We start from the raw sequence: 14,082 nt of genomic DNA on the forward strand, positions 1-14,082 counted from the left end.
GATATCATAACAATGCAAGGGACACTGGCGCTGGCGATGGACAACCTGACATCGCCGATCATTCTGTTTTTCGTCCTCGGGGTCATCGCCGCATTCGCGCGCTCCGATCTGTCCATCCCCGAGGCCATCGCCAAGGGGTTGTCGATCTATCTGCTTTTTGCCATCGGCTTCAAGGGCGGTGCCAGCGTTGCCTCCCACGGCGTTGACGGGACACTGGCACTGTCATTGTTGGCGGGGCTGGTGCTCTCGTTCGCCCTGCCGGTCATCGCCTATGCCCTGCTCAAGGGAATGACCCGGCTTTCAGTCACCGACGCGGCCGCGGTTGCCGGTCACTATGGCTCGATTTCGATCGTCACGTTTGTGGCGGCCAGCTCTGTGGCCACCACCGCCGGCCTCTCGCCCGAGGGATACATGGTCGCGGTGGCCGCGGTCATGGAGGCACCGGCCATCCTCTCGGCGCTGTGGATCATCGCTCGCTCCAGCCCGGCGTCCGCCGAAATGGAGGAAGGCCTGATCCGCGAAATCCTGCTGAATGGCTCGATCGTCCTGCTCGTTGGCTCGTTCTTGATCGGCTGGATCACCGGTGACGAGGGCCTGACGCTCATCGAGCCGTTTATCGTGGCGCCTTTCCAGGGGGTGCTTTGCCTGTTTCTGCTCGATATGGGGCTTGTCGCCGGCCGTGGACTGCGCGAGGCGCGATCGGTGCTCACGCCCGGCCTCTTCGCCTTTGGCGTGATCATGCCACTGATCGGTTCTGTCACCGGCCTGGGGGCAGGATTGCTGATCGGGCTGAGTACCGGGGGGGTTTTGTTGCTGATGACGCTGGCGGCATCGGCCTCCTACATCGCCGTTCCAGCGGCCATGCGGGTCGCCCTCCCGGAAGCCAACCCGTCAATCTATCTCACGCTCTCACTGGGTGTGACCTTTCCTTTCAACCTCACCCTGGGGATCCCCCTGTACCTGGCGGTGGCCCAGACCCTGACCGGAGGCTGAACCATGCAGACCCATAAGGCTAAACGGGTGGAAATTGTCATCGAAGCGGTCATGGAGGAGCGCCTGAGCACGGCACTGATCAAGGCAGGCGTGACCGGTTTTACCGTGCTGCCGGTCATCAGCGGCTCGGGCCGCTCCGGCCATTGGTCCGGCGAAGGACAGGTAAGCCGTGTCGGCGGCATGGTCAGTGTCAACTGTATCGTCCGCCCCGATCGGGTGGATGCGCTGCTCGATGCCGCCTTTGGCGTGGTCGAGCGGCATATCGGCGTCGTCAGCGTCATGGACTGCGAGGTCCTCAGGGCAGAGCGCTTCTGAGCCCTCAATCACCCGCCGCGGTCCTCGCCCGCCAACAGGGCAAGTGCCGTTGTCGTTCGATCGGCGGCGGTCTCCAGCAGCTGGCGGGGCAGATCGGGAAGGCGCCGGCCAAACCGCGCCGGTACCCTGACCTGATAACGGCAGCCGCCCTGTTCGGTAGCTGACCATGCGCCGATATGGGGCGCACCGGTGGCCACCTGGCATTCAAGCGCATTGAGGGCCTCGCACTGCTCAGCCAGGGCGGCAGCATCATCGATTGCTCCGGGCAACTGGAGCACGAATTCGAACCCTGGACCAATGGCGGCGATTCCGGCGCCGACAAACAGCGAGGCACGGGCCCCCGGGGGTATCGCTTCACCGACGGGCAAGGCGGTGAGGCTGTCGGCCGAACGACGGGTGACCCGCCAGGCCTGCGGATCGACGCCCGCGATGCTCTGAATCCCGTTGCGCCAGACACCCAGTCCGGCCCGGTTGAGCTGACGGTTGGCCGCGGGCGGTCGGTCAAAGAGCGCCGTCCCGGCCTCGAGGGCAACCAGACAAGTCAGCTGGCGGCCGGTCGGATGCCAGGGAACTTCCCGGTCAATACACACCCGACTGACAAGCGACAGCCCCTCGCGCGCCGGGCTGCGACCACCGGGCGATCCGGTCAAAGCGCCAATGGCATTGCGCGGATTGAGTTGAAAGGCCCGCGTCCGGGCTGAGCCCGGCATCGCCAGGTTGCCCCGCAACACCGTCTCCAGACGCAACGCGCGATGCTGACCCCCATCGCGCCCGGCAACCGTTTGCTCCTCAATGGTGGTTCGGGTGTTCTCCTGGATTACCGTTACACCGCCATCGGAGACCTCCAGCGCCACACCCGGGCGCGCTTCAAGCGACTCAACAAGATCGCCGCGCCAGTCACCGACCGTTGATTCATTGGGGGGCATGACCAACCTCTATATCGCATATTTATATATAAAAAGTCCCAAATATTCTTTTGGAAACTAACGGGAGCGGACTAGACTGCTGTTACCGAAAATCAAGGCTGATCAGGAGATCAAAATGCGTATCAAAGGCCCAATCCGGCGACTAGCCATCACGTTGTCACTGGCGCTGGGCGCCAGTCTAGCCCATGCCAACCCGGACGCCCTGGTCTCAACCCAGTGGCTGGCCGACAACCTAGAGCGGGAAGATGTCCGCGTGATCGAAGTGAGTGTCAACCCCGGAAAGTTCGAACGTGGACACATCCCGGGCGCGGTGAATTTTCGCTGGCACACCGATCTAGTGGATACGGTAAGCCGCGATATCATCGCTCGTGACGGTTTCGAACAGCTGCTGCGCGATGCCGGTGTCTCGAGTGACACCGAAATCGTTCTTTATGGTGATAGCAACAACTGGTTTGCCGCCTGGGGGGCATGGGTGTTCGACATCTACGGTGTCGACAACGTCCGCCTGCTCGATGGCGGCCGTAACAAGTGGGAAGCCGAGGGAAGGCCGCTGTCCATCCGGCCAACCAGCTACGATGCAGGCGATATCACGGTCGCCGAGGCCGATTATTCGATTCGTGCATTCCTGCCCGAGGTTGTCGAGATCGCCAGCAGCAGCGACCCGTCAGCGCAGCTTGTCGACATCCGCTCCGCCGCCGAGTACGAGGGCCGCATCATTGCGCCGGAGGGCGTGGATGAACTCTCGGTCCGGGCCGGCCACATTCCGGGCGCTGTCAACGTCGGCTGGTCGAATGCAGTGGACGAGGACGGGACGTTCAAATCGGCCGAAGAACTGCGCGCTATCTATGCCGAGGCCGGTGTGGACGGCAGCAAACCGGTGATCACCTACTGCCGGATCGGCGAGCGCTCGAGCCACACCTGGTTCGCGCTGTCGAAGATCCTTGGCTACGAGGTGAAGAACTACGACGGCTCGTGGACCGAGTACGGCAACTCGGTCGGGGTGCCCGTCACCAACCTGGCCGGCACGGTCTGGGGCGGGCAATAAACCCGCCGCGGCCATGACCTACGCGGCTATCAACACCGCCCCGGCGCATCGCCGGGGCGGTTTTATCTCGCAGACGGTCGCCGTGGCTGTTGCACTGGCACTCATCGCAGGGGCGTGGCGATTGGCGGGCATGGGTGACAGCACCCTTGCCCTGTCGTTGTTACTGGGCGCCGGATTCGGTTTGTGTCTGCAGCGCTCGCGGTTTTGCTTTTTCTGCGTCACTCGTGATTTTCTCGACCATCGCGATGCCCGCGGATTGCTGGGGATTGTCGCGGCGCTGGCCGTCGGCACCCTGGGCTATCATCTGGTCTTCGGGCTTTTTCTGCCCGACCCAGGGGGCGGCCGGCTACCACCGGATGCACACATCGGCCCGGTGAGTTGGGTCCTTGCCGTGGCGGCACTGGTTTTTGGCGCCGGGATGGCGCTATCCGGCTCATGCATCAGTGCCCACCTCTACCGCCTGGGCGAAGGCGCCGTCGCGTCGGTCATCGCGCTGATTGGCGTGCTGATCGGGTTCGGGCTCGGGTTTTTGAGCTGGAACCACCTCTACCTCGCCGGCATCGATCAGGCCCCTGTGCTGTGGCTGCCCGCCCATCTGGGATACGGCGGATCGGTCCTGGTTCAGCTATCGGGACTGGGCGGGCTGGCGGTTGTGCTGATGATCGGCCACCGCCGCCGCCAACCGGCGGCCCCGGTGGATGAGTCACTCGATAATGGCGGTGTTGCGCAAAAAGTCCTCGCGGAACGCTGGCCGACCTATGTTGGAGGTTTGCTGATTGGTGCGCTGGCGGTGGCCGCCTACCTGCGCGTGGCACCGCTGGGTGTGACCGCCGAGCTGGGCAGCATTGCCCGAACGCTCGGCAACCACGCCGAGCTGATACCGGCACGATTGCAGGGACTCGATGGGTTTTCGGGTTGTGCCACCATCATCAAGGCCGGGCTGTTATCGACCAATGGCGCATTCATTGTCGGATTGGTCATGGCATCGCTTGCAGCGGCACTAACGGCGGGCCAGTTCGGGCTCCAGCCCGCCCCCTTTGGCAAAAGCGCCCGACACCTCGCCGGCGGCATCCTCATGGGTTGGGGGGCGATGACGGCGCTGGGTTGCACCGTCGGCACGCTGCTGTCGGGGATCATGGCAGCGGCTCTGTCCGGGTGGGTATTTGCGTTTTTCTGCCTTGCCGGCCTCTGGGCGACTTGGCGGGTGATGGGTTTTTTGAACCGTACATCCACCCGGGGTTAGATGCCGGGCACAATGGGAATGCCGCTGCATCCTGCAAGCAGGATGAGTGTCGTTGTGGCGATAATGAAGAAACGCATGGCGCCTCCGGCTGTCCCTGCCAGTGAGGATAAAACATGACGCGGCTCAATGCTTGGTCATTTCGCACCATTGCAGTGCAAAATTATATTGACCTGCCCTGCGGCGAAGCGTAGTTTTTCGTCAGTTTTAAACGGAGGACGAACCGATGGATCTGTCGACTCTCAGTCTTGGTCAGTACACATTCGTACAGAATGCGTTCTCGTTCGGTCTGGCGGTTATGGCCGCCGCCACGCTGTTTCTGTGGTTTTCCCGCAGTCACGTGGCACCGGCGTATCGCATGGCGATCACCATCTCAGGTCTGGTGACGGCAATTGCCGCCTACCATTACCTGCAGATCATGCTCTCATGGGAGGCCGCTTTCTCGGCTGTGGGCGGTACCCTCGAGGTCACCGGCTATCCCTTCAACCAGGCCTATCGCTATGTCGACTGGCTGCTGACCGTGCCGCTGCTGCTCGTCGAGCTCATCCTCGTGATGCGTCTGTCGAAGAGCGAGACCGTCTCGAAGAGCGTCACTCTGGGCGGTGCTGCCGCGCTGATGATCGTCCTCGGTTACCCGGGCGAGGTGTCCGAAGACGCCGGCACGCGGTTCACCTTCTGGGTGCTGTCGATGATTCCGTTCATCTACATTGTCTACCAGCTGGTGGTGGGCCTGAAGGGATCGATCAGCAAGCAGCCCGAGAACGTTCGGGGCCTGATCAACGGCGCCGCAACGCTTGTCGTGGTCTCCTGGCTGTTCTATCCGCTGGTCTACCTCTTCCCGCTGATCGGCCTGACCGGCGGTGCCGCCGTCACGGCTGTCGAGGTGGGCTACACCATTGCGGATATCGTCGCGAAGGCGGTCTTCGGCATCCTCATCCTCACGATTGCCATGCGCAAGTCGGAGGCCGAGGGCAACAGCTAAGCCCAATCGGTCACGACCGATTGGCTTAACCAGCCGAAAAACCGGGTATGGCCCGCCGGCACTGTCCGGCGGGCTCATGCCTGATCAGCCAGAATGGTGACCCCAGTGGCGACGACGCATGTCTCCAGACCAATGCAGGAATCCGGCCGGGTTGCCGACTCACCGAATATCGCCGATGTCGACCGGTACATGGTCGAACGGCTTCAGCAAGAAACCCCAACACCGGCCCGCGATGCCGCGCTCTATCACCTGAGCACCGGCGGCCAGCGGATGCGGGCCCATCTGGCGCTGGCAAGTGCCCGGGTTTCACTCAACGAACACGACAGCATCCAGGCCACCGCTGCCTGTGAGCTACTGCATAACGCATCGCTTATCCACGATGACATCAGCGATCGCGACCTCTTTCGCCGCGGATGCCAGACAGTCCGGGCGCGTTATGGCGACAACATCGCACTGTGCGCCGGCGATCTTCTGCTCACCACTGCCTTTGCGACCGCCGCCGGGCTGCAGGACCGCGACCACGCCGTGCGTCTGACCGCCGACATGGCCACGTTGAGCAACCGGGTGATCGGTGGACAGAGTATCGAGCTTGCCGCCGTTGACCATTCTGATTTCAACCGCCGCCAGTACCTCGCGGCCACCCGAGGAAAGACCGCGCCGTTCATCGAACTGGCGCTGGGCGTGGGCCAATCGGCGACCCGCCAGAAAGGGTTCGACGGCACGACCTGCCACCAGCTGGCTGAGGCCATCGGCCTGGCCTACCAGATCCTCGACGACCTGGATGATCTTGGCGGCAGTCACGAGGGGATTGAGCACCAGTCGCTGCATGCCCTGCATGCCTGGTGGCACCACCAAAGCATCGCCCGCCCCGATGACCGCAGCCTGACCCACCGCCGCTGCCTGACCCACGTGCGGGCGGCCGTGAACCGGGCACAGACCTGTCACCGGAAGCTGCCCATGCCCCTGCGGGCGGCCGTCGGCACGCTCCTTCGCCAGCTACAGGAGAAAGCCGACCGGAGCGCCCGCCGCATCGACGGCAGTCTCCCGCAGTGAGCGCCACCGCTGCGGTTCTCGGGGGTGGATTCGGCGGCATTGCCGCGGCGCTGCGGTTGCGTGCCCGGGGCTATAGCGTGCAGATCATCGACCGCTGCCCCCGCCTGGGTGGGCGCGCGCAGGTCTTTGAGCGCGGCGGCTACCGCCACGACGCCGGCCCGACGGTTCTCACAGCGCCCTGGCTTTTTACCGAATTATTCGAGCTCTTCGGCGAGTCGCTGACCGACCATCTCGAGCTCAGGCCCCTCGATCCCTGGTACCGGTTTCGTTTTCCCGATGAATCGCAGTTTGATTACGCCCCGGACATGGAGCGTATGGAGTCCGAGATCGCCCGATTCAATCCCGATGATGTAGCGGGCTATCACGGGCTTCTGTCGGAGTCACGCGAGCTTTTTGAGATCGGCTTTCGCGAATTGGGCGATCAGCCCTTCCATCGCGCCGGGTTTATGATCCGGCAGGCCCCGCGACTGCTGCGGCTGCGGTTTGACCGCAGTGTCTACAGCATGGTCGCCCGGCACATCCAGCACCCCTATCTTCGTCGGGCGTTGTCATTACAGCCCCTGCTGGTGGGCGGCAACCCGTTTGACACCACCTGCATCTATGGCCTGATCCACTACCTCGAGCGCGAATGGGGCGTTCACTTTGCCATGGGCGGAACCGGCGCGCTGGTGGACGCGATGGCGGGATTGCTGGAACGCCAGGGGGTAGTGGTCGAAAACGGTCGATCGGTGACCCGATTGGGCCGGACAGGCCGACGGATTTCATCAATCGACCTGGATGATGGCCGGCAGATCACACCCGACGTGGTGGTCTCGAACATGGACCCGATGCATTTGTACGGCGAGCTGATGGACAACCCACCGGTCGTGGCCGGCATCAAGCGGCGCATCGCGGCCCCGTCAATGGGGCTTTTCGTCCTCTATTTCGGCACGGACCGGCAGTACCCGGAGCTCGCCCATCACACGATCTGGCTGGGCGAGCGCTACAAGGAACTGCTGCACGACATATTCGACCGCAAAGTCCTGTCCGACGATTTCTCGCTGTACCTGCATCGCCCCACGGCCACCGACCCGGGCTTTGCCCCATCCGGGCATGACAGCTACTACGTGCTCGCTCCCGTCCCCAACCTTTTGGGAGACATTGACTGGGCGCAGGAAGGACCGCGACTGCAGCGCCGCATCATCGAAGCCCTGGAACGCTCGATCATGCCGGGGCTGAGCGCTCATGTGCGCTCGGCTTTTCACATGACACCCGAGCATTTCCGCGAAAACTACCAGAGCGTCCACGGGACCGGTTTCAGCATCGCGCCGCTTTTTCGACAATCCGCCTGGTTTCGTTTCCACAACCGCGCCGAGGGCCTGGACAACCTCTATCTGGTTGGCGCCGGCACACACCCGGGTGCCGGTCTGCCCGGTGTCCTCTCCAGCGCCCGGGTCCTCGACCGTCTGATCGACTCGACCGCGGCGGAGCCGGCTGCATGACCCCACGCGAAGTTCTCGCCCGTCATGGCAGCAGCTTCTACACCGCCAGCCGGTTGCTACGACCCGAAGACGCCCGCGACATTGCAACGCTCTACGCGGTTTGCCGGCTGATTGATGACCTGGCCGACGAGCACGACAACGCCGGTGATCGGATACAACCCCTGCTCCGGGCCCTGGAGGCAAAGACCCCGGAGGCGATCCCGGTGGATGGTTTCGCCGAAATGGTCCACCGCCGGGACCTGGACCTGGCGCCGTTGCGGGTGCTGGCCGCCAACGCACTGCAGGAGTCGGCCGACGATCGCCTGATCGCCGATGAGGCAGAGCTGCTGGATTATTGCTATACGGTGGCAGGCACCGTTGGCGAACTCATGTGCCCGTTGCTTGGCGCCGATCCGGCCAAGGGCCGTGAGGCGGCCATCGCTCTGGGGACCGCCATGCAGCTCACCAACATTGCCCGCGACGTCCAGGAGGACGCCGAACAGGGCCGTCGATATCTGCCCGGTGAGTGGCTTGGTGATCTCTCGCCAGCGACCATCGCCGCGGCACGGCCTATCCATCGCGAACCGGTCCGAGGCGCCATCCGGCGCGTTGTCGAACTGGCAGAGACCCAATATGCAATCGGCGAGTCGGGCCTCGGCCTGATCCCTTTCCGCAACCGTCAGGCGATCCGGGTAGCAACCCAGCTCTACCGGGCAATCGGCCTGCGCGTGGTTGAGCAGGGCTGCGAATACTGGCGCGGTCGGGTATCGCTGACCGCCCGGGAGCGAGCCACACTGGCGGTGCAGGCCGTCGGCGGCCTGGTTGCCGGGAGACCACGGCATAGCGCATGAGTCGCTGGGATATCGCCCTGATTGGATTCGGGGCCGCCGCCATGAGTCTTGCCACCCGGCTTGGCCGGATGTACCCCGGCACGATCCTGATCATCGAGCCACGCTCGCTGCCCACCGATGACCGCACCTGGTGCGGCTGGCGAACCAAAGACCATCCCTTCAGCGATCGGGTCACAAGGCAATGGTCACGATGGCGGGTCAGCAGCGGGCCGGCATCCATTGTCCGGGGCAGCGAGCGCTATCCATACGAAATGCTCCGTGCCGGCGATGTCCAGAAGCGCGCACTTGAGACCGTTGAGCGCCGCTCGGACTGGCAGTGGGTCCCAGGCCGACTGATCGAGGCCACCCGACAGGCCCATGGCTGGGCGCTGGCACTGGATAACGGCCAGACCCTCATGGCCGATCAGGTCCTCGACAGCCGCCCCGCATCGCTTAAGTTGGCCCGGCCCTGGGTGTGGCAGAGCTTTGTCGGCTGGGAGCTATCGCATCCCTCGCTGGATGGCAGCGAAACCGTCGGGCTGATGGACTTTACCGGAGACAGCGATGCGGTTGCGGAGTTTGTCTACGAACTCCCCATCCAGACCGGGCAGCATCTGCTGGAGTGGACGCGGTTTACCCCGTCACCACCGCCGGCGGAGGAAATGGAGGCCTGCCTCGAGACCCACCTCCAGGCCCGCGGCCTCGGGAACGCCCGGATCGTGCGACGCGAAACCGGGCATCTGCCCATGGCTCCCATTGCCCCGTACAACCGTGATCGCTGGATGCGGATTGGTACCGCGGGTGGCAGCATGCGACCGGCCACCGGCTATGCCTTTCACGCCATCCAGCGCTGGGCGGACGATGCGGCCCGCTGCCTGCTGGAAGGCCACCCCCTTCAGCCACCTCGACGCCGCCGGCTTTTGGACTGGCTGGATGGTGTCTTTCTCGAATCACTCTGGCAGACCCCGGAGCAGGCGCCGGATCGCTTTGCAGCGCTTTTCCGCCGAACCCCGCCGGAGGCATTGATCCGGTTTCTGGCCGGGATCCCGGAACACCGTGACCTGATGCGCGTTATGCGTGCCCTGCCGCCGGGCCCGCTGCTGGCCGCGGCAATTCGCCATGGTCTGCGTCGCGACCGTCGTTGAACTGCAGCGCCGCCAGATGGGCATACAGACGGTCCCGTGCCAGCAGCTGATCGTGGGTCCCGATCGCCCGCAGGCAGCCATGATCGAGCACCGCGATGCGGTCGGCATCACGGACCGTTGCCAGGCGATGGGCGATGACAATGCTGGTCCGGCCCGCCATGAGATGGCCAAGCGCGGCCTGGACCTGTTGCTCGCTTTCGGCATCCAGGCTGCTCGTCGCCTCATCGAGTAACAACAGCGCCGGATCCCTCAGCAGCGCCCGGGCAATGGCGATGCGCTGACGCTGGCCACCGGATAGCTGCACACCGGCCGGCCCGATATCGGTATCCAGTCCCTGCGGTAGCGCATCGACAAACTCACGACAGTGGGCGGCCTCGGCCACCGACTCGATCATCGCCGGGCTGGCATCCGGATCGCCGAAGCGGATGTTCTCGCGGACGGTTCCTGTAAAGAGCACCGGTGTCTGGGCCACAAGCGCCATGCAACGGCGCAACGACTGCGGATCAAGGTCACGCAGGTCGACACCGTCAAACAGAATGCGACCGGCACTCGGGTCGTAGAATCGCAAAAGCAGCGCCATCAACGTGCTCTTGCCCGCCCCGGAAGGCCCCACCAGGGCAAGGGTCTCGCCGCAGCGGACCTGCAGATCAAGCCCCTGTAGAGCGGGTTGATCTTCGCGGTTGGGATAGCAAAACCCCACATCCTGCAACTTCACCTCACCGCGGATCGGATCACTCAGCGGCTGCGGCTCGTCGGGTGGGCGAATGGCCGGTTCGGTATCCAGCAGCTCAAACAGTCGCTCCGCCGCGCCGGAGGCCCGAAACAACTCGCCGGCCACCTCCGAGAGCACGCCGACGGCTCCGGCGGCGAGGACTGCGTAGAAGATAAAGGCGGAGAGCTCACCGGCGGTCATCGTCCCGGCAAGCACCGCATGTCCGCCACGCCATAACACAAAGGCCACGCCACCGAAGGCGAGCAACAGCGCCACGGCATTGAGCCCGGCGCGCTGGCGGATACGTTGCACCCCGATGGCAAAGGCCGATTCAACCCGTTCACGGAACACACCACGGTCGATCGGCTCGTGAACGAAGGCCTGGACGGTCTCGATACCGCCGAGGGTCTCGCTGGCGTAGCTGCCCACATCGGCAATCCGGTCCTGGCTCAGCCTCGAAAGGCGGCGGACCCGGCGTCCATAGATGAGCATCGGCGCAACCACCAGGGGAATGCCAACAATGACCAGCCCGGTCAGCCCGGGACTTGTGACCACCAGCATCACCAGTGTGCCGGTCAGAAGCAGACTGTTGCGCAGCGCCATGGAAAAGGTGGAGCCAAGCACACTCTGCAAAAGGGCGGTATCGGTTGTCATGCGCGACTGGATCTCGGCGGTGCCATTACGTGCGTAAAAACCGGGCTCGAGCGCGACCAGCCGATTGAACACATCCTGGCGCAGATCAGCCGCCATCCGCTCACCCAGCCACATCACCCAGTAAAAGCGCATCGCCGATGCCACCGCCAGCACCAGCACCACACCGGCAGTCAGTAGCAGTGCCCGGTCCAGCGCCGCGGCGGTCCCGTTGGCAAACCCTTGATCAATCACCAGGCGCAAGCCCTGACCGATTGCCAGCACGCCGGCGGCGGCGACGATCAGGGCAACGGCAGCGACCAGGGCCTGGCGCCAGTACGGTTTGAGATAGCCGGCCAGCCGCAGCAGTCCGCGCAGACGTCGATCGCGGGCCGGGGGACGTTGGGTTGCAGGACTCGATTGGCGCATCCACACAATGTACCGGTCGAGGCCCTGATGCCCAATCGCTGAAGTAAAAAAACGTGGATGCTCATCATCCTTTATGCACACCCACGTTGGGGGAGGAGAAGCGTATTAGCCCCGGCCGAGCCCCGGCAGGCGGGCCGCTTCGACGATCTCGATCCAGTAGCCGTCCGGATCACGGACAAAGGCAACATCCGGCAACTTGCCCTGCTCCGGGCGTTTGATGAATGGAACCTCGTTGTCATCGAACCACGCCACGGCGTCGTCGAGATCCGGCACCGAGATACAGATATGACCAAAGCCCTGCGGTTCGGAATTGCCATCGTGATAAGCAACGTCCGGGTCGTCCTCGCTGCCCCAGTTGTGGGTGAGCTCGAGAAGCCCGCGCTGCGAGAACGTCCACACCGTCCGATCTCCGATGTCCTCGGGCGGGTCATCGGTCCCCGCCGGACAGTTGAGAAAGTAAAGCGAGAAGTTCAGCTCGGCAAAGTCCAGCCGCCGCAGAACGCGCATGCCAAAGATATTGGTGTAGAACGCCAGAGACCGCTCAGGATCTTTGATGCGCATCATGCAGTGGTTGAGGGTAAATCCAGCAGTTCGATCCGAGACATTCTCGGCAACGCCCGGATAACGTTCGGTATTGAATGCCATGGTGTTCAAGCTCCCTGTACAGATTCCCATGGTAGCCAGAAGATCACGGGGCGGATGACGACTCCGCCCCGTACGAGGGTGGACTAGATGGCCCGGGCGGCCATCTGCTCGGCAATATACTCCGCCTGCCGGATGGCAAGGCTGACAATCGTCAACGTCGGATTTTCGGCCGCCCCGGTGGTGAACTGACTGCCATCCGAGATGAACAGGTTGTCCACATCATGGGTCTGGCCAAATCCATTGCACACCCCGTCCAGCGGGCTGGCGCTCATGCGACAGGTACCCAGGTTGTGGGTGGATGGATAGGGTGGCGTTTTATAGGCCTTTTTGGCGCCGGCCGCCTCGTAGACGGCGATACCGCGTTCGAAGGCGTGGTTACGCATCGCCACGTCGTTGGGATGATCATCAAAATGCACATCCGGAACGGGCAGGCCGTACTGGTCCTTGAGCGAGTCATGCAGCGTCACGCGATTGCGCTCCTGCGGCATGTCCTCACCCACCAGCCACATGCCGGCCATATGCGTATAGGCGTCCAGCGCCTCGGTAAAGTCCCGTCCCCAGGCCCCCGGGTCGAGGAACGCGGCCATGAACGGCAGACCCAGCGACAGCGTCTCCATCTCGTAGCCACCAGCAAATCCCCGGGATGGGTCGTGAATGGACTCATCCTGGATGATGCCGGCCATGGTGGTGCCTTTGTACATGTGCACCGGCTCTTCGAAGGTGGCGTAGACGCTCCCGGTCATGTGACGCATGTAGTTGCGTCCCACCTGCCCGGAGGAGTTGGCGAGCCCGTCCGGGAACCGACTGGAGTGCGAGTTCAGCAGCATACGCGGTGTCTCGATGGAGTTACCGGCCAGTGCCACGGCCCGGGCTGCCTGACGCTGCTCGTTGCCATCGGCGTCAAAGTACACCACACCGCTCACCTGCCCTGCCGCGTTATGCTCGATGCGGGCGACATGGGACTGCGGACGCAGCTCGGCATGGCCCGTGGCAAGCGCCCGGGGGATTTCCACATAGAGGGTTGACCATTTGGCGCCGGTGGCACAGCCCTGGAAGCAGAACCCCCGCTGCAGGCAGGCCGAGCGGCCGTCCCGCGGCACGCTGTTAACCGCCATGTTGCCGGTATGGACCTGCTCATAGCCAAGCGCCGTGGCTCCCGCATGCATGACCTTGAAGTTGTTGTTACCCGGCAGGCCGGGACGGCCATTGGTGCGGGTCACGCCCATCTTGTCCTCGGCACGGGCGTAATACGGCGCCAGATCGTCATAGGTCAGCGGCCAGTCGAGCAGATTGGCACCGGGGATCTCGCCGTACTCGGTTCGCACGCGAAACTCATGAGGCTGGAAGCGCAGACTGGCACCGGCCCAGTGGGTGGTGCTGCCGCCGACGGCCTTGCAGATCCAAGAAGGCAGATTGGGAAAATCCCGGGAGACCCGCCAGGTTCCGGAGGTGGTGCGGTTATCCAGCCAGGCGAGCTGGCCGAAGGACGCCCATTCGTCGGCAATAAAATCGGAGCGTTTGTGCAGCTGGCCCGCCTCGAGGATGACGACATCGATCCCCTTGCGAGTCAGCTCGTCGGCAAGGGTCCCGCCGCCGGCGCCCGAGCCGATGATCACCACGACATCACTGTCATCGTGGCCGAAGGTGGTTTTGTTCTCGTAGGACTCCATCACTCAA

At 63.7% G+C, this 14,082-nt stretch carries 13 protein-coding genes; 9 read left to right on the plus strand and 4 right to left on the minus strand.

The window, feature by feature from the left end; translation table 11 throughout:
- The first annotated feature begins 12 nt into the window (after nucleotides 1–12).
- A complete protein-coding gene (locus V6X73_RS00330; protein WP_367958313.1) occupies nucleotides 13–993 on the plus strand; it encodes a sodium-dependent bicarbonate transport family permease in 981 nt (326 codons plus the stop codon).
- Nucleotides 994–996: 3 nt separating this feature from the next.
- Nucleotides 997–1,308 carry a P-II family nitrogen regulator gene (locus V6X73_RS00335; protein ID WP_367958312.1) on the plus strand — a complete coding sequence of 104 codons (312 nt, stop codon included), beginning with the start codon at nucleotides 997–999 and terminating at the stop codon, nucleotides 1,306–1,308.
- Nucleotides 1,309–1,316: 8 nt separating this feature from the next.
- Here V6X73_RS00335 and V6X73_RS00340 read toward each other — a convergent pair whose 3' ends face one another.
- Complete coding sequence (locus tag V6X73_RS00340) at nucleotides 1,317–2,234, minus strand: hypothetical protein (RefSeq protein WP_367958311.1); 918 nt, start codon at nucleotides 2,232–2,234, stop codon at nucleotides 1,317–1,319.
- Nucleotides 2,235–2,349: 115 nt separating this feature from the next.
- Between V6X73_RS00340 and V6X73_RS00345 the strand changes: the two genes are divergently transcribed.
- The 7 genes from V6X73_RS00345 (at nucleotide 2,350) to V6X73_RS00375 (ending at nucleotide 9,989) form a co-directional block, all read left to right on the plus strand.
- Nucleotides 2,350–3,279: a sulfurtransferase gene (locus V6X73_RS00345; RefSeq protein ID WP_367958310.1), complete on the plus strand. Its 930-nt coding sequence runs from the start codon at nucleotides 2,350–2,352 to the stop codon at nucleotides 3,277–3,279.
- A 13-nt stretch (nucleotides 3,280–3,292) separates the two neighbouring features.
- A complete protein-coding gene (locus V6X73_RS00350) occupies nucleotides 3,293–4,522 on the plus strand; it encodes a YeeE/YedE family protein (protein ID WP_367958309.1) in 1,230 nt (409 codons plus the stop codon).
- 223 nt (nucleotides 4,523–4,745) lie between these two features.
- A complete protein-coding gene (locus V6X73_RS00355) occupies nucleotides 4,746–5,501 on the plus strand; it encodes a bacteriorhodopsin-like (RefSeq protein ID WP_367958308.1) in 756 nt (251 codons plus the stop codon).
- A 105-nt stretch (nucleotides 5,502–5,606) separates the two neighbouring features.
- Nucleotides 5,607–6,554, plus strand: coding sequence for a polyprenyl synthetase family protein (locus V6X73_RS00360; protein WP_367991035.1), 948 nt, complete (start codon nucleotides 5,607–5,609; stop codon nucleotides 6,552–6,554).
- Nucleotides 6,551–8,035 carry a phytoene desaturase family protein gene (crtI, locus tag V6X73_RS00365; RefSeq protein ID WP_367958306.1) on the plus strand — a complete coding sequence of 495 codons (1,485 nt, stop codon included), beginning with the start codon at nucleotides 6,551–6,553 and terminating at the stop codon, nucleotides 8,033–8,035. The genes V6X73_RS00360 and crtI overlap by 4 nt, the downstream gene beginning before the upstream one ends.
- Nucleotides 8,032–8,865: a phytoene/squalene synthase family protein gene (locus tag V6X73_RS00370; protein ID WP_367958305.1), complete on the plus strand. Its 834-nt coding sequence runs from the start codon at nucleotides 8,032–8,034 to the stop codon at nucleotides 8,863–8,865. The genes crtI and V6X73_RS00370 overlap by 4 nt, the downstream gene beginning before the upstream one ends.
- Nucleotides 8,862–9,989, plus strand: coding sequence for a lycopene cyclase family protein (locus V6X73_RS00375; RefSeq protein ID WP_367958304.1), 1,128 nt, complete (start codon nucleotides 8,862–8,864; stop codon nucleotides 9,987–9,989). Before V6X73_RS00370 ends, V6X73_RS00375 begins: the two co-directional genes overlap by 4 nt.
- Here the strand turns inward: V6X73_RS00375 and V6X73_RS00380 are convergent.
- From V6X73_RS00380 to V6X73_RS00390, 3 genes are all read right to left on the minus strand, one after another.
- The gene (locus V6X73_RS00380; RefSeq protein ID WP_367958303.1) at nucleotides 9,916–11,760 is read right to left on the minus strand and encodes an ABC transporter transmembrane domain-containing protein; all 1,845 of its coding nucleotides are present in this window, start codon (nucleotides 11,758–11,760) and stop codon (nucleotides 9,916–9,918) included. The two genes, V6X73_RS00375 and V6X73_RS00380, sit on opposite strands and share 74 nt — an antisense overlap.
- A gap of 105 nt (nucleotides 11,761–11,865) precedes the next feature.
- A complete protein-coding gene (gene gloA / locus V6X73_RS00385; RefSeq protein WP_367958302.1) occupies nucleotides 11,866–12,405 on the minus strand; it encodes a lactoylglutathione lyase in 540 nt (179 codons plus the stop codon).
- Between the two features lie 83 nt (nucleotides 12,406–12,488).
- A complete protein-coding gene (locus V6X73_RS00390) occupies nucleotides 12,489–14,075 on the minus strand; it encodes a GMC family oxidoreductase (protein ID WP_367958384.1) in 1,587 nt (528 codons plus the stop codon).
- Nucleotides 14,076–14,082: the final 7 nt, after the last annotated feature.

This window comes from Spiribacter pallidus (assembly GCF_040838495.1).
GTDB lineage: Bacteria > Pseudomonadota > Gammaproteobacteria > Nitrococcales > Nitrococcaceae > Spiribacter > Spiribacter pallidus.